Source organism: Streptomyces sp. NRRL F-5727 (assembly GCF_000719555.1).
Classification (GTDB): domain Bacteria; phylum Actinomycetota; class Actinomycetes; order Streptomycetales; family Streptomycetaceae; genus Streptomyces.
Genome location: NZ_JOGX01000099.1, coordinates 1 through 15,791, shown reverse-complemented (window position 1 = coordinate 15,791; position 15,791 = coordinate 1). Strand labels below are relative to the sequence as shown.

The following is a 15,791-nucleotide window of genomic DNA, read 5'->3' as shown; positions in this document are numbered from 1 at the left end:
CCGTCGCCTCGCGCTCCCCCGCCTGCCCGGCCGCCTCGCCCGCCGCCGCCACCGCCCCCGCCACCCCGCCCGCCTCCGCCGCCTCGCGATCCCCCTCCGCGTCACCCTCGCCGCCGTCCTGCTGACCGGCTGCGCCTCCACCGCGGCGACGCCGGAGAGCGCCCAGGGCACCGGCCGCCTCGTCGTCGCGTACGAGCCCGCCGGGTCCGCCGAGGAGCGCGCCGCCCTCGCCTTCCTGCGGGAGCGCCGGGTCCTGGAGGAAGCCGCCGCCTACGCCGACGCCCGCATCGCCCTCCCCCGGGACGTGCCGCTCCGCGCCGCCGGCTGCGCGGCACCCGACCCCTACTGGGACGAGAAGTCCCGGCGGATCACCTACTGCTACGGCTTCGTCCCCGAGGCCCGGAAGGTCTTCGCCGGTCTCGACACCGGCGGCACCCCGGCGCGGCGGGCCGCCGCCGTCGACGAGGACGTCGTCGGGCTCTCGAACGGCGTGCTCTTCCACGAACTCGGCCACGCCCTCGTCGACCTGTACGACCTGCCGGTCACCGGCCGGGAGGAGGACGCCGTCGACCAGCTCGCCGTCCTCCTCCTCGCCTCCGGCGACGCGCGCCACACCGACTACGCGATCTCCACCATCAACGCCTGGGGCGCCCTGTGGGAGGCGTCCGAGGGCGGCGACCCGGGGGTGGCCGCGTACTCCGACGTCCACTCCCTCGACGGGCAGCGGTTCTTCAACTGGGCCTGCTGGCTGTACGGCTCCGATCCCCGGCGGTTCGCGGACGCGGTGGACGCCGAGGGCAACCCGGACGGGGTGCTCCCCCGCGACCGCGCGGCGCTCTGCCCGGCCGAGTACCGGCGCATCGCCTCGTCCTGGCGCACCCTGCTGGGCCCGCACCTCAAGCAGCCGTGAATCCCGTGAGGCGAACCGCTTCGACGCGGACCCTTTACGCGCGCGCCACACAGGGGTAACTTCCCGCCGACGCAAGAAGTTTCCGCAAGTTTCCGCACGCGCTTCCAAGGGGGCCGATCCCCGTTCTCTCCACCGGCCCCGTCCTCGGCGCGCCCCAGTCTGGAGATTCCGCATGACCCCCACCCGCATAAGGCCGCGCGGGCGAGCGCTCGCGCTGCTCGCCGTCACGGCCGGTCTGACCGGCCTGATCGCGGCCCCGCCCGGCGCCCCGCCCGCGGCCGTCCCGCTCTCTCCCGCCCCGGCGGCGGCCGTCGCCGAGAACACGGCGACGGTCTTCTACTGGACGAAGACCAGGAACTGGTCGGCCTACAACCTGCACTGGGCGCCCGACGGCGGCTCCTGGACGACCGTCCCCGGCACGGCGATGGAGCCCGCCTGTACCGACTGGGTGAAGAAGACCGTCAGTCTCGGTGCCGCCGCCGGCCTCCAGGCCACCTTCAACAACGGCACCGGCACCTGGGACAACAACGGCGGCCGCAACTACGCCCTGGGCACCGGGAACATCACCGTGAAGGACGGGGTCGTCGCCCACTCCGACCCGTGCGCCGCCACCCCGCCGCCCGCTTCCGGCAAGGCGACGGTGTACTACTCCTCGGCCTCCCTCGGCTGGTCCACCGTCAACGTCCACTACCAGCCGGCCGGCGGGGCGTGGACGGCCGCGCCGGGCCTCGGCATGACGGCGGCCTGCACCGGCTGGTGGAAGCGGGAGCTCGACCTCGGCACGGCCACCTCCCTCAAGGCCGCCTTCAACAACGGCAACGGCGTGTGGGACAACAACGGCGGCGCCGACTACACGATCGGCACCGGCACCTCCACCGTCCGGGACCGGGTGGTGACCGCGAACGCGACGGACCCCTGCGCCGCCACCCCGCCCGACACCCAGGCGCCCACCGCCCCGGCCGGCCTCACCGCGGCCGCCGACGGCGTCTCGGTGCTGCTCGCCTGGAACGCGGCCGCCGACGACCGGGGCGTGACGAAGTACCAGGTCACCCGGACCGGCGGCACGACCGGCACGGTGGTCACGGACGTCGGCTCGACGGTCTTCTCGGACACCGACCTCGCCGAACGCACCGCGTACACCTACACGGTGAAGGCCGTGGACGCCGCCGGGAACGTCTCGGCCGCCTCCGCCCCGGCCACCGCCACCACCGGCGACAGGCCCAGCGCCCCGGCCACCGGCAAGCCGCTCGGCACCGACCCGCGCAAGGACCCGATCTACTTCGTCCTGACCGCCCGCTTCAACGACGGCGACGCCACCAACAACCGCGGCGGCAGCCAGCACGTGAAGTCGGGCAACGCGGCCGGCGCCGACCCCATGTTCCGGGGTGACTTCAAGGGCCTGATCCAGAAGCTCGACTACATCAAGGGCCTCGGCTTCTCCGCCGTCTGGGTCACCCCGGTGGTCCTCAACCGCTCGGACTACGACTACCACGGCTACCACGGCTACGACTTCTACAGGGTCGACCCGCGCCTGGAGTCCGCCGGCGCCTCCTACCAGGACCTGATCGACGCCGCCCACGCCAAGGGCATGAAGATCTACCAGGACGTCGTCTACAACCACTCCTCCCGCTGGGGCGCCAAGGGCCTGTTCACGCCGACCGTGTACGGCGTCCGGGACACGCAGTGGAGCTGGTACTACGACGAGAAGCAGCCCGGCTTCGAGTACGACGGCCTGACGATCGACCCGAAGACCGGCAAGTCGTACTACAACGGCGACCTGTGGTCGACGGCCGAGCCCGCCGGCAACACCTGCGTCAACTGGGGCAAGCCCACCGGCGGGAAGAGCGCCGAGGGCTACACGCTCTACAACTGCCAGTGGCCCAGCCCGACTTCCGGGATGTTCCCGAAGGAGCTGTACCACCCGTGCTGGATCGGCAACTGGGAGGGTGAGGACTCCCGGTCCTGCTGGCTGCACGAGGACCTGGCGGACTTCAACACGGAGAACGCGACCGTCCAGAACCACCTGATCGGCGCCTACAACAAGTACATCGACATGGGCGTCGACGGCTTCCGCGTGGACACCGCCGTGCACATCCCGCGCACCACCTGGAACCGCCGCTTCCTCCCCGCCATCCAGGAGCGGGTCACCCAGCGGCACGGCGCCGAGGCGGCGAGGAACTTCTTCGTCTTCGGCGAGGTCGCGGCCTTCGTCAACGACAAGTGGAACCGCGGCTCGGTGAACCACTCCGCGCAGTTCTTCACCTGGAAGGAGCGCAAGGAGTACGACGCCGACGACGCCAGGGCGGCGCTGGAGATGTACGACTACGAGCAGCAGCAGGGCACCGGCAACCAGCCCACCTCCACCAACGCCTTCCTGAACGGCAACAGCTACCACGCCCCCGACCACAGCCGCTTCTCCGGCATGAACGTCATCGACATGCGGATGCACATGAACTTCGGTGACGCGTCCAACGCCTTCTCCAACGGCAAGGACTCGGACGACAGTTACAACGACGCCACCTACAACGTCGTCTACGTCGACAGCCACGACTACGGGCCGAACAAGTCCAGCGAGCGGTACACCGGCGGCACCGACGCCTGGGCCGAGAACATGTCCCTGATGTGGACCTTCCGCGGCATCCCGACGCTCTACTACGGCTCCGAGATCGAGTTCCAGAAGGGCCAGAAGATCGACTGCGGGCCGAGCTGCCCGCTGGCGACCACCGGCCGCGCCTACTACGGCGCACACCTCGCCGGCACGGTCACCGCCTCCGGCTTCTCCCGGGTCTCCGAGGCGAGCGGCCAGGTCGCGACCACCCTCCAGCAGCCCCTGGTCAAGCACGTCCAGCGGCTCAACGAGATCCGGCGGGCGATCCCCGCGCTCCAGATGGGCCAGTACTCCACCGAGGGCATCTCGGGCGGCATGGCCTTCAAGCGCCGCTACACCAGCGGCTCCACGGACAGCTTCGCCCTCGTCACCGTCTCGGGAGCAGCCACCTACACGGGCATCCCGAACGGCACGTACACCGACGCGGTCACCGGTGACGTGAAGACCGTCACCGGCGGCACGCTCTCGGTCGGCGCCCCCGGCAAGGGCAACCTCCGGGTGTACGTCCTGAACGGTCCCGGCAGGATCGGCACCGCCGGCCCGTACCTGAAGTGATCCCGCGAGGAGGGGGCGGAGCAGGAATTCCGCCCCCTTTTCGCCATGTTCAAGTCAAGATTCTGTTACATGAACGGGCTTGTCGGACAGAAGGCTTCCCTCCGCCCCGTCCGTCTGGGATCTTGCGTCCACCCCACACATCACAGGGCCCGGCCGGCGCCACCCGCGCCACCGGGCCATCGGAGGACGCATTGTTTTCCCACATATCCGGCCGGATGAGAATCGCGGCGATCGCCCTCGGCACGACGCTGGCGCTCGCGGGCCCGGTCTCGCTCGCCCAGGCCGCCCCGGTCGACAACGAGCCGCTCGCCGCGTTCACCGCGAACGCCCGGACCGCGCAGGAGGCGCCGGCCGCCTGGGCCGCCGGCACCCGCGCGTACCTGGTCATCACCACGCCCGGTGACACCACGGCGGTCCGCAGCGCGGTGACCGCCAACGGCGGTTCGGTCTTCTCCTCCTTCGACGCCATCGGCGTGATCGTCGCCCACTCGACCTCCGCCTCCTTCGCCTCCACCATGCGCGGCGTCGCGGGCGTGCAGAAGGTCGGCGCGACCCGCACCTCGGACGTCCCGGCCGACGCGTACAACCCGGCTCTCCCGTCGAACCCGGCGCAGTCCGCGGCCCCGACGACGGAGCCGGTCCGCTCGGACATGACCCAGATCAAGGCCGACCAGGCGTGGGCCGTGAACCAGGGCTCCGCCACGGTCAAGGTCGGCATCCTGGACACCGGCGTCGACGACCAGCACCAGGACCTGGCGCCCAACTTCAACGCCGCCGACTCCGTCTCCTGCGCCTACGGCAAGGCGGACACCCGCGCCGGCGCCTGGCGCGACGTCGACCAGCACGGCACCCACGTCGCCGGCACGGTCGCCGCCGCCAAGAACGGCAAGGGCGCCATCGGCGTCGCCCCGGGCGTGAAGATCTCCTCGGTGCGCATCGCCGAGCCCGGCTCCACGCTGTTCTTCGCGGAGAACACCATCTGCGGCCTCGTCTGGGCCGGTGACCACGGCTTCAAGGTCACCAACAACAGCTACTACACGGACCCGTGGCAGTTCAACTGCCCGGACAACCTGGACCAGGCGGCGATCCTGGAGGGCGTCGGCCGCGCCCAGGCGTACGCCGAGTCGAAGGGCTCGCTCCAGGTCGCGGCGGCCGGCAACTCCAACGTGGACCTGGCCAACAAGACCACCGACTCGTCGAGCCCCAACGACTCGACGCCGGTCACCCGGACCATCACCAACGCCTGCCTCGACATCCCGGCCGAGCTGCCGGGCGTCGTCACGGTCTCGGCGAACGGCACCAGCGGCACGTCGAAGGCGTCGTTCTCCAACTACGGCCGTGACGTCATCGAGGTCTCGGCCCCCGGCGAGTCCGTCTACAGCACCGTCCCCGGCGGCAAGTACTCCTCGCTGAGCGGCACCTCGATGGCCGCCCCGCACGTGGCGGGCGTCGCCGCGCTGCTGGCCAGCGCCAACCCGGCGTACACCCCGGCGGACATCCGGGCCAAGCTCGGCGAGCACGCCACCGACCTGGCCTGCCCCTCGGACGCCCGGTGCACCGGCACCACGGCGAAGAACAGCTTCTTCGGCGAGGGCCGGGTCGACGCGCTCAAGGCCGTCGGCGGCTCGACCCCGCCGCCCGGCGCGTACTTCGAGAACCTGACCGACGTCACGATCTCCGACAACGCCACCGTCGAGAGCGCGATCACCGTCAGCGGGGTGACCGGCAACGCGCCGTCGACCCTCAAGGTCGGGGTGGACATCAAGCACACCTACATCGGCGACCTCAAGGTCGACCTGGTCGCCCCGGACGGCTCGGTCTACACCCTGCACAACCGGAGCGGCAGCTCCACCGACAACATCGCCCAGACCTACACCGTCAACGCCTCCGCCGAGGTCGCGAACGGCGTCTGGAAGCTCCGCGTGAACGACAACGCGAACGCGGACACCGGCCGGATCGACGCCTGGAACCTGACCTTCTGACGGTCGGACAGCACGGCCGACCCACCTGACCGGCACCCCGAAGGGGCCGGAGCGGACCCCGCTCCGGCCCCTTCGGCACGTCCGGCGGAGAAAACCCGTACCGGGGGGTAGCCCGCGCGATCCCCTTGCTATACGTTCCGTCTAACAAGCTTGCTAGACGTGATGTCTAACAAGAGGGACCGAGCCGACCGCGTGACCCAAGGAGCCGCAACGATGGCCAGCAGCACCGTGCGCCCGGACAACCACGACCACGACGACGTCGCCGAACGGCTCCTCCGGTCGGCCGCCAAGCTCAGCTACGACCCCGCCGTCGAGGTCGACTGGGACACCCCGCTCGACAAGGGCTTCCACGGCCAGAGCCCCGAGTGGAACAGCCTCTACGGCACCGCCTACTGGCACGAGATGACCGAGGAGCAGCAGAAGGAGCTGACCCGCCAGGAGTCCGCCTCCGTCGCCTCCACCGGCATCTGGTTCGAGATGATCCTCCAGCAGATGATCCTCCGGGACATCTACCGCACGGACCACACCGACCCCCGCTTCCAGTGGGCGCTCACCGAGATCGCCGACGAGTGCCGCCACTCGATCATGTTCGCCCGCGGCTCCCAGAAACTCGGCGCCCCCGCCTACCGGCCCCGGCGCTCCGTCATGGAACTCGGCAGGGTGATGAAGACCGTCGGCTTCGGCGAGGCCGCCTACGCCGGCATCCTCGTCGCCGAGGAGGTCCTCGACGTCATGCAGCGGGACTGGATGCGCGACGAGCGGGTGGTCCCCTTCGTCCGGACCATCAACAACATCCACGTCGTCGAGGAATCCCGGCACATGAAGTTCGCCCGGGACGAGACCCGCCGCCACCTCGCCCGCGCCGGCCGTACCCGCCGCCACCTCCAGGCGCTGATCGTCGCCATCGCCGCGTACTACATCATCACCAGCCTCGTGCACCCCGAGGTGTACGTCCGGGCCGGCCTGGACCCGGAGCGCGCCCGCCGCGAGGCCGCCGCCAACGAGCACTACAAGGCGCGGCTCCGCGCCAGCTGCTCCGGCCTCATGGAGTTCCTCGGCGACGTCGGCATGCTGACCCGCCCCGCCGTCTTCTTCTACCAGCGCGCCCACCTCCTCTGACCCCGAGCCGACCCCGACGAGCCGAGCCGCCGCCATGACCTACGCCATCACCCAGACCTGCTGCTCCGACGCCACCTGCGTCGCCGTCTGCCCGGTCAACTGCATCCACCCGACGCCCGAAGAGCCGGACTTCGGCACCACCGAGATGCTCTACATCGACCCGAAGAGCTGCATCGACTGCGGGGCCTGCGCCGACGCCTGCCCGGTCGACGCGATCTTCCCGGCCGACCGGCTCACCGGACCGCTGAAGCGGTACGAGGCGGTCAACGCCGCCCACTACGAGGGCCGCGCCCCCGCCCCCGTCCTCGCGTCCCCCACCTTCCACCCCTGGGGCGAGCCGTCCTTCACCCGCTCGCTGCCCTCCGACTTCGCCCCCATCCGGGTCGCCGTCGTCGGCACCGGCCCGGCCGGCATGTACGCCGCCGAGGACCTGCTCCTGCACACCAACGCCGAGGTCACCCTCATCGACCGGCTCCCGGTCGCCGGCGGCCTCGTCCGGTACGGCGTCGCCCCCGACCACCCCGGCACCAAGGGCGCCGGCGACAGCCTCGCCCGCTTCCACAGCCACCCCCGGGCCACCGTCCGGCTCGGCGTCGAGATCGGCCGGGACGTCACCCCCGAGGAGCTCGCCGCCCACCACGACGCGGTCGTGTACGCGGTCGGCGCCCCGTCCGACCGCCGCCTCGGCATCCCCGGCGAGGACCTGCCCGGCAGCCTCTCCGCCTCCTCCCTCGTCTCCTGGTACAACGCCCACCCGGAGACCGCGCCCGACACGGTCGCGCTCGACACGGAGGCGCTCCGCAACGCCGGACGGGCCGTGATCGTCGGCAACGGCAACGTGGCCCTCGACGTCGCCCGGATCCTCGTCTCCGACCCCGCCGCCCTCGCCGGCACCGACATCGCCGACCACGCCCTCGCCGCCCTGCGCGACTCCCGGATCCGCGAGGTGGTGCTGCTCGGCCGGCGCGGCCCCGAGGACGCCGCGTACACCGCCTCCGAACTCCTCGCCCTCGGCCACCTGCCCGGCGTCGACCTCGTCGTCGACACCCACGACCCCCGTACCGCGCAGGCCGTCGACGCGGCGGCCCCCGGCGACAAGGCGGCCCTCCTCAAGGACACCGCCCGCGAGGCGGTCGACTGGGCCGGCGTCCCCGGGACCGGCCGTCGCCGGATCGTCCTCCGCTTCCACTCGGCCCCCGAGGAGGCCCTCGGGGAGGGCGCCGTCCGCGCGGTCCGCGCCGGCGGCCCCGGGGGAAGCGTCGACATCCCGGCCGGCCTCCTCGTCCGGGCCATCGGCTACCGGGGCGTCCCCCTCGCCGGACTTCCCTTCGACGAGACCACCGGCACCGTCCCGCACACCGCGGGCCGCGTCGACGGCATGACCGGCACCTATGTCGTCGGCTGGATCAAGCGCGGCCCCTCCGGCGGCATCGGCGCCAACCGCGCCTGCGCCGCCGAGACCGTCGGCAGCCTGCTCGCCGACGCCGTCGACGGCCGCCTGCCGACGCCGACCGGGACCGCGAAGGCGTTCGGACGGCTCGCCCGGGCCCGCAGCGACCGACTGGTGGACGCGCGCGGGCTCGCCGCCATCGACCGGGCCGAACGGGCCCGCGGCGCGGCGGCCGGCCGGCCCCGGGTCAAGCTCGCCACCGTCCCCGACCTGGTCGCGGCGGCCCGCCGCCGACGACTGCGCGGCCCGGGGGCATAGGGGGCGGGCGCCGGGGCACTCGCCCCGTATGAGCACCGCAGGCGGCGTCCCGCACGACGACGGGCGCGGCGAGAGCCGCGCCCAGCGCGCCGACCGTCGCTGGAACGAGCTCCTCCAGGAGCTCCGCGTCGCGCAGACCGGGACCCAGATCCTGTTCGGCTTCCTCGTCGCGGTCGTCTTCCAGCCGCGCTTCGCGGAGCTGGGCACGACGGACCGGATCATCTACGTGGTCACGGTCTGTCTGGGAGCGGCGACCACCGGTGCGCTCGTCGCGCCGGTGGCGGTGCACCGGCTGGTGGCGGGGCGCCGGCTGAAACCGGAGGCGGTCTCCTGGGCGGGGCGCCTGACGCTGGTGGGCGTGGTGCTGCTCTACCTGACGATGGTGTCGACGTTCCTGCTGATCATGCGCATGGTCCTGGACGACGGGATCGCGCTGTGGCTGGTCGTCGTGATGGCGCTCTGGCTGGCGCTCTGCTGGTTCATGGTCCCGTTCATCGCCCGGCGCGGCGGCACGAACGGCAACGGCAACGGCAGGGCGGAGGACGGCTTCGGGCCGTGGCCGCGCTGAGGGTCCGGCCCGGGACGGCGGGCCGGCGGAACGCGGCGGATCAGGCCGCGACGGGAAGCGGACGGCGCAGCACGATCGCGTTCAGCCCGACGGCGAACGGCGCCGTGTCCGTCAGACCGAGCCCGAGCACCCGCTCCTTCGGCAGCTCGACGGTGACGTCCACGCAGAACGCCAGCGCGTGCAGCGCGTCGCCCGAGCCCTCGTCCTGCAGCGCGAAGAAGAGGTCCCGGTAGTAGCGCGTGCGCTGCTCCGACTCCTCGTAGAACTTCAGCCCCGGCTCGTCCGCCGCCTCACCGAGCCCGGTGAACGCGGCGACCAGCTCCCGCTCCACCGTCCCCCAGAACCCCGCCTCCGCGCAGGCCGCCGGCAGCGCCTGCCGGACGGCCTCCTTCAGCGAGAGCACCATCACGAGCAGCGGCGCGTGCTCCCTGAGCCCCCAGCCCCGCACCATCCGGACCACGGTGCAGTCCGGCACGGCGGCCGCCGCCCGGTGGATGGCGTCGAAGTCGAAGTCGACGGTCGCGGGTGCGATCGCCTCCTGGAAGACCCGGTCGATCGCCCGGGCCTCGTCGAGGTGGGCGGGCGCCACCTCGATCACGGTCCTGAAACTGGCTGCCAAAGGCTTCTCCTGTTCTCGCCGCCCACCACGGTGGGCGCTCTCTTGATCGACAGGAGGAGTATGCCGAGGAGCCCGCTCAGCGCCCCCGGCGGGGCTTCCCGCCGCGCCCGGCGGCGCCGCCCTTGCCCCGCGCGGGCTTCGCCGGCCGCGCCGGCCTGCCCCCGGCGGCCTTCTTCGCGGGCTTCGGCGCCGGCTTCGCGGTCTTCTGGCCCTTCTGGGCCTCCGCCCGCCGCCCACGGGTGCTGTTCACGGTCCGGCCCCGGACGATCCCGATGAACTCCTCCACCAGGTCGGGAGCCTCCTCGGCCCTCGGCCACGACAGCGCCACCCGCGACTGCGGGACGCCGGTGATCGTGCGGTACGTGAGGTCCTTGCGGTGGTGCAGCCGGGCCAGCGACTGCGGCACGACCAGCACCCCGACCCCGGCGGCCACCAGCTCGATCGCGTCGGCCGTGGTCTCCGGCCGCTGGAACGCGGGCCGGCCGGGCGGCGTCTCCCAGCCGAGCGTGTCGTCCAGCGGGTGCAGTACCAGCTCCTCCGCCAGGTCCTCCGGGCTCAGCTCCTCGGCCGCGGCGAACAGGTGGTCCTTCGGCATCACCACCACGCTGGTCTCCTCGTACAGCGGGATCGCCGCCAGGTCCTCGCCGTCGACCGGCAGCCGCAGCAGCGCGGCGTCCGCGGCACCGTCCCTGAGCATCCCGAAGGACTCCCCGGGCGTCACCTGGAGGAGCGCGAGACGGACGTCGGGCAGCCGCTGCTCCCAGATCCGCACCCACTTCGAGGGCGTCACACCGGGCACATAGGCGAGCCGGAAGGTCGTGGGGGCCGGGGAGGAGTCAGTCACCCCGCAAGATTACCCGCCGGTCCGCCCCGTCCGCGCAGGTCGGCGGGCGGCCGTGGTCGGCGCACGCCCGTCCGCTCGATACCCTGGACACCATGACGCAGCACCAGAACTCCCAGACGATGAAGCCCGCGACCGCGGCCAAGAAGCTGGGTGTGTACCTCGACGCCACCCCCGCCGACTTCCAGGAGGGCGTCGTCACGCGCGCCGAGCTCAACGAGCTCCAGGCCGACCCGCCGGCCTGGCTCCAGGAGCTGCGCCAGAACGGCCCGCACCCGCGCCCCGTCGTCGCCGCCAAGCTCGGCATCTCCATCTCCGGCCTCGCCCGCGGCGGCGTCACCGAGGCGCTGACCACCGAGCAGATCGAGGCGCTCAAGGCCGAGGCCCCTGAGTGGCTGGTCAAGGAGCGCGCCACCCAGGCCGAGGTCCGCAAGGAGAACGTGCGCATCAAGGAGCGCAACGCCCAGCGCGCCGCCGACGAGGCCGCCCGCGCGCAGAACGCCTGACGGACCCGGTCGCCGTCGCCGGTGTGGCGCGGCGCCGGGCGCGGGAGGCATCCCCTCATGAACGAGGTAACCGACCCGCCCGTCGTCGCCGCCGTCGACGGCTCCGAGCACAGCCTCCGCGCCCTGTCCTGGGCGCTGGGCGCCGCCGAGACCATGGGCGCCCCGCTGGTCGTGGCGCACGTCCGCTCCGACGCCCTCCAGCTCGGCGCGGCCCGGATCGCCTCGCTCGGCACCGAGCCCGAGCTGAGGGACACCGTCCTGGAAGCGGTCCGCACGGTGGTGGAGGAACGCGGCCACGCGGTGCCGGTCCGGTACGACTCCCTGGACGGGTCGGTCACCGACGTCCTGCCCGCCCTCGCCCGCGGCGCCCGCCTCCTGGTGACCGGCTCCCGGGGTCACGGCGGCTTCGCCACCCTGCTGCTCGGCTCCACCGGCCGCGCCCTCGCCGCCCGCTCCCCCTGCCCCCTGGTGGTGGTGCCGCACGAGGCCCGCACCGCGTCCCTGGACAGCGGCCCCGAGGCCGGACGGATCCTGCTGGGACTGCATCCCGAGGAGACCCCGGACGAGGTGGTGACCTTCGCCTTCGAGACGGCCCGGCTCCGGGGCGTCCCGCTGGAGGCGATGACGGCGCTGCCGCTCCCGCCGAACCCGTCCGCGCTGGTCGCGGCCCCCTCCCCGGCCTTCCAGATGCCGCCGCCCCTCCCCCTCGCGGACGACACCGAGGACCTCCTCGCGGAGGCCCGGCGCGTCCAGGACACCCGGCTGCGCCCCTTCGCCGAGCGGTGGCCGGACGTGAAGCTCGTCCGCACGGTCGCACCGGGGGACGCCGCAGGACTCCTCGTGGACGCCTCCGCCGACACGGCCCTGCTGGTCGTGGGCCGGCACCACCGGCACCGGATCGCCGAGCTCCTGGTGGGCTCGGTGGCGCACGCGGTCCTCCACCACGCCGCCTGCCCGGTGGCGGTCGTCCCGCCGCCCGCCGCCGGCTGACCCCGCTGTCGGTGACGGCTGGTAGACAGGGCGCATGAGCTCCGACCGGTACGCCTCCGACACCGCCGCCGACCCCGCCACCGCCTCCCGCAACACCCGCCCGCCGACCGCGACCGCCGCGCTGGGCGCCGGGATCGTCGTGCTCGACGACCGGGGCCGGGTCCTGCTCGGCCTGGACCGCTCGGGCGTGTGGGAGCTGCCGGGCGGCGGCATCGAACCGGGCGAGTCGATCGAGGAGGCCGCGGCCCGGGAGCTGGCCGAGGAGACCACGCTGGTCACCGGCGCGGCCCAGGTCGAGGTCCTCGGCCTGCTCCTCGACACGGTCACCTCGCCGGTGCTGACCCGGATGACAGCGGCGACGGTCGTCCGCACCTTCACGGGCACCCCGGCGGTGGCCGAGCCGGAGAAGATCCGGCGCTGGGAGTGGACCTCCCCCGACACACTGCCGAAGGCCCTGTTCCTGCCCTCCGCGCAGGTGCTGGCCGTGTGGCGGCCCGACCTCGCCCTGCCGCCGGCGCCGTTCCACCGCTACACGCTCGGCCGCCCGTCGTCCTGAGCCGACCGCGCGCCACCGCGCGGGACCGCCGGGGCGTGACTAGCGTGGGCGTGCACCACGAAACACCCATAACGTCATCGATCGGAAGCGAGAGTCACGTCATGGCCGTACGACCTGAAGGCACACCGGTCTGGACCGACGCGATGTTCACCGACGCCGAGGGCGCCAAGACGTTCTACGCCGACGTGCTGGGCTGGACCTTCGGCGAGGCGTCGACGGAGTTCGGCAACTACACCCAGGCGTACAAGAACGGGAAGGCGGTCGCCGCCGTCGTCCCGCCGATGCCCGGCGGGGACACCTCGCCGCAGTCCGCCTGGTGTCTGTACCTGGCCTCGGACGACGTCGAGGCCAGCGCGGAGAAGATCAGGGCAGCCGGCGGCACGGTGCTGATGGAGCCGATGAAGGTCGGCGACTTCGGCTCGATGTGCATCGCCCAGGACCCGACGGGCGTGGTGTTCGGCCTCTGGCAGGCCGGTGTCCACGAGGGCTTCGAGCTCGAGGGGGAGACCGGCTCGTACGTCTGGGCCGAGGTCTTCACCCGCGAGCCCGAGAAGTCCGACGCCTTCTTCCCGGAGGTCTTCGGCTACCGCACCAAGAAGATGACCACCGAGGACATGGACTACAAGGTCTTCGACCTCGGCGCCGACCCCCTCCTGGGCCGCATGAAGATGACGCCCGAGGACTTCCCGGCGGAGGTCCCCTCCTACATCCAGATCTACTTCGCCGTCGACAACTGCGACCTGGCGGTGGCCGCGGCCGAACGGCTCGGCGGACGCAAGGTTTTCGGCCCGATGGACAGCCCCTTCGGCCGCTTCGCCGCCCTCCTCGACCCGCAGGGCGCCGCGTTCGCGGTGATCGATGTCCGGACCACCGTCGGCGAGGTGCCGCCGATGGAGTGACCCGGCGGACACGGGACCGGCGCGGCACCCGGCCGAGGGCGCCGCGCCGCTCCCGCACGTCCGCCGCTGTCGTGGCTCAGGCGGTGTCCCGTACGGCGACGATGCCGTTGAAGACGCCGACGTACGCGGTGCCGTCGGGGCCGAGGGTGACCGGCGCCCAGTTGTTGTCGTAGCCGAGCCCGGTCCCGGTCAGCCGCGAGAAGACCCGTCCGCCGGTGCGGAAGTCGACGGCCGTGAGGTACCAGGCGTCGATCCCCAGCCCGTTGGGCCTCTTCTCGTAGAAGTACAGCAGCCCGTTGGCGGTGGAGAGCTTCGGCACGGTGGACGGCGACCGCACGTCGCTCTCCCACACCACGTCGCAGCCGCTCCCGTCGGACCGTACGTCGATCCGCGTGGCCCCGCCGACGACGCTGCGCCCGAAGCCGAGCGACGACGGGTTCTCGTACCCGTAGTTGTTCTCCACGACGAGGCTGTCGCCCCAGCTGATCAGCGAGTTGTCGGTCGTCGAGGCCCCGGACCCGAAGACCGGCACCTTGCACACGAGCCGCTCCCCCGCCGGCACGTCGTCCCCCCGCCGGTAGACGAGGACGTTCATGCGGTCGTCGGCGTTGTCCGTGATGGCGACGTACTCGTCCCGGCTGCCGAAGAGATCGGGTGTGGTCCCCGACCCCTGGTTCACCGAGCCGGGCTTGGTCCCGGTGCCCCGGTCGTACGCCTCCCGCCAGACCACCCGCGGCGTCCCGTCACCGTCCGCCCGGAACGCGTACAGGGCGTGGTCGGTGACGATCGAGACGCCGTCCTCGGCGACGGAGAAGGAGTTCTGGATCTCCTCCCCGTCGAGCCGGATCGACCGCAGCGTCCCGGTGGCGGGGTCGACGGTCCCGACCCGCCCGAGCCGGGTGACCCACCAGATCCGCCCGTCCCAGTCCGGCATGACCGAGGTGACGGGGTCGCACACCCCGTCGGGGAAGAGGTTGGTCCAGCTGACGCAGTCGTGCGGCACGAGCGGGGTCAGGTCCCAGTCGTCCTCGACGGTGAACGCCCAGGACCCGTCCGCCTTCTGCCCGTGCGCGATGCGCAGGACGTGCTGCCGGGAGTCGGCGAGCACGACCCGGTCGCGGTCGTCCAGGTAGAAGTAGGCGCCGCCCGAGGTGTCCTTGAAGATCTTCTCGAAGTCGAGCCGTGTGATGGCCTCCACGGTGGAGGAGCGCTGCGGCAGTTTGTACTCGGCGAGGGTGTCGAGGCTGCGCGGGTCGAGCAGCTTGAGCAGGAAGCCGTTGAAGGTGCCGCAGACGGTGAGGAGCCGCCCGCCGGCGTCGAAGGTGGCGGTGGCGCACTCGCCGCCGACCGGGGCGATCTGCTCGCTCGTCACCTGGGGGCTCCGCCCCAGCGGCGCCGGATACGGGTGGGTGCCGCTGCCGGCGCCGTCGGCGTGCATACCGCTGCGCCCGTTGGGCGCCAGGTGGGGGTGCTGGGCGGGCCCGGCGCCCGGCAGCGGCCTGGCCGTGCCCGGCGCCCCCTCGTAGTGGTCGACGAGCCGGTGTCCGAGCGCGAGGGGGATCTCCTCGGCCTGGGCGACGGGCGCGGAACCCGCCAGGAGAACCGCGGCGAGGGCGGCGGCCACGGTGGCCGCGCGCCCGCGACGGCGGGGTGGACGAGTGGTCAAGTCAGCTCCTCAGGAGGCGTACGGAGGTCGCGCCGGTCGCCGACGCTAAGGTCGGCTCCTGAAGAAGGGAAGGGAAACGCCCCGCGTTTCATGGGCGCTTCACGGTGCGGAAACAACCCGCCCCGGAACGCAGAAAAGCCCCGCACCAGAAGGTGCGGGGCTTTTCCACAATGATTGTTCGGCGGCGTCCTACTCTCCCACAGGGTCCCCCCTGCAGTACCATCGGCGCTGAAAGGCTTAGCTTCCGGGTTCGGAATGTAACCG

At 72.5% G+C, this 15,791-nt stretch carries 13 protein-coding genes and 1 rRNA gene; 10 read left to right on the top strand and 4 right to left on the bottom strand.

Annotated elements, in window-relative coordinates:
• The 6 genes from IF73_RS0135425 to IF73_RS0135400 form a co-directional block, all read left to right on the top strand.
• Positions 1–910: DUF4344 domain-containing metallopeptidase (locus tag IF73_RS0135425; RefSeq protein ID WP_324616117.1), on the top strand; the 910-nt coding region annotated here is incomplete at its 5' end.
• A 172-nt stretch (positions 911–1,082) separates the two neighbouring features.
• Positions 1,083–4,073, top strand: coding sequence for a carbohydrate binding domain-containing protein (locus IF73_RS0135420; protein ID WP_031015252.1), 2,991 nt, complete (start codon positions 1,083–1,085; stop codon positions 4,071–4,073).
• Positions 4,074–4,288: 215 nt separating this feature from the next.
• Positions 4,289–6,055, top strand: coding sequence for a S8 family serine peptidase (locus IF73_RS0135415; RefSeq protein ID WP_078868428.1), 1,767 nt, complete (start codon positions 4,289–4,291; stop codon positions 6,053–6,055).
• Between the two features lie 213 nt (positions 6,056–6,268).
• Positions 6,269–7,174, top strand: coding sequence for an AurF N-oxygenase family protein (locus IF73_RS0135410; protein WP_031015248.1), 906 nt, complete (start codon positions 6,269–6,271; stop codon positions 7,172–7,174).
• A gap of 34 nt (positions 7,175–7,208) precedes the next feature.
• Positions 7,209–8,882, top strand: a complete 1,674-nt coding sequence (locus tag IF73_RS0135405) for an FAD-dependent oxidoreductase (protein WP_031015246.1) — start codon at positions 7,209–7,211, stop codon at positions 8,880–8,882.
• A 28-nt stretch (positions 8,883–8,910) separates the two neighbouring features.
• On the top strand, positions 8,911–9,450 hold the full coding sequence (locus tag IF73_RS0135400; RefSeq protein ID WP_031015244.1) for a DUF6328 family protein: 540 nt from the start codon (positions 8,911–8,913) through the stop codon (positions 9,448–9,450).
• Positions 9,451–9,490: 40 nt separating this feature from the next.
• On the opposite strand, the gene IF73_RS0135395 is transcribed toward IF73_RS0135400, so the two are convergent.
• Both IF73_RS0135395 and IF73_RS0135390 read right to left on the bottom strand, forming a co-directional pair.
• A complete protein-coding gene (locus IF73_RS0135395) occupies positions 9,491–10,069 on the bottom strand; it encodes a type-2Aa cytolytic delta-endotoxin (protein ID WP_031015242.1) in 579 nt (192 codons plus the stop codon).
• 76 nt (positions 10,070–10,145) lie between these two features.
• On the bottom strand, positions 10,146–10,913 hold the full coding sequence (locus tag IF73_RS0135390; protein WP_031015240.1) for a LysR family transcriptional regulator substrate-binding protein: 768 nt from the start codon (positions 10,911–10,913) through the stop codon (positions 10,146–10,148).
• 92 nt (positions 10,914–11,005) lie between these two features.
• Between IF73_RS0135390 and IF73_RS0135385 the strand changes: the two genes are divergently transcribed.
• The 4 genes from IF73_RS0135385 (at position 11,006) to IF73_RS0135370 (ending at position 13,861) form a co-directional block, all read left to right on the top strand.
• Positions 11,006–11,416 carry a DUF5997 family protein gene (locus IF73_RS0135385; RefSeq protein WP_031015237.1) on the top strand — a complete coding sequence of 137 codons (411 nt, stop codon included), beginning with the start codon at positions 11,006–11,008 and terminating at the stop codon, positions 11,414–11,416.
• A 57-nt stretch (positions 11,417–11,473) separates the two neighbouring features.
• The gene (locus tag IF73_RS0135380; RefSeq protein ID WP_031015235.1) at positions 11,474–12,406 is read left to right on the top strand and encodes a universal stress protein; all 933 of its coding nucleotides are present in this window, start codon (positions 11,474–11,476) and stop codon (positions 12,404–12,406) included.
• A 34-nt stretch (positions 12,407–12,440) separates the two neighbouring features.
• On the top strand, positions 12,441–12,962 hold the full coding sequence (locus IF73_RS0135375) for an NUDIX domain-containing protein (protein ID WP_031015233.1): 522 nt from the start codon (positions 12,441–12,443) through the stop codon (positions 12,960–12,962).
• A gap of 101 nt (positions 12,963–13,063) precedes the next feature.
• Complete coding sequence (locus IF73_RS0135370; protein WP_031015231.1) at positions 13,064–13,861, top strand: VOC family protein; 798 nt, start codon at positions 13,064–13,066, stop codon at positions 13,859–13,861.
• Between the two features lie 76 nt (positions 13,862–13,937).
• On the opposite strand, the gene IF73_RS0135365 is transcribed toward IF73_RS0135370, so the two are convergent.
• Both IF73_RS0135365 and rrf read right to left on the bottom strand, forming a co-directional pair.
• Positions 13,938–15,527: a hypothetical protein gene (locus IF73_RS0135365; protein ID WP_031015229.1), complete on the bottom strand. Its 1,590-nt coding sequence runs from the start codon at positions 15,525–15,527 to the stop codon at positions 13,938–13,940.
• 176 nt (positions 15,528–15,703) lie between these two features.
• A 5S ribosomal RNA gene (gene rrf / locus IF73_RS38970) occupies positions 15,704–15,791 on the bottom strand; the annotation flags it as partial.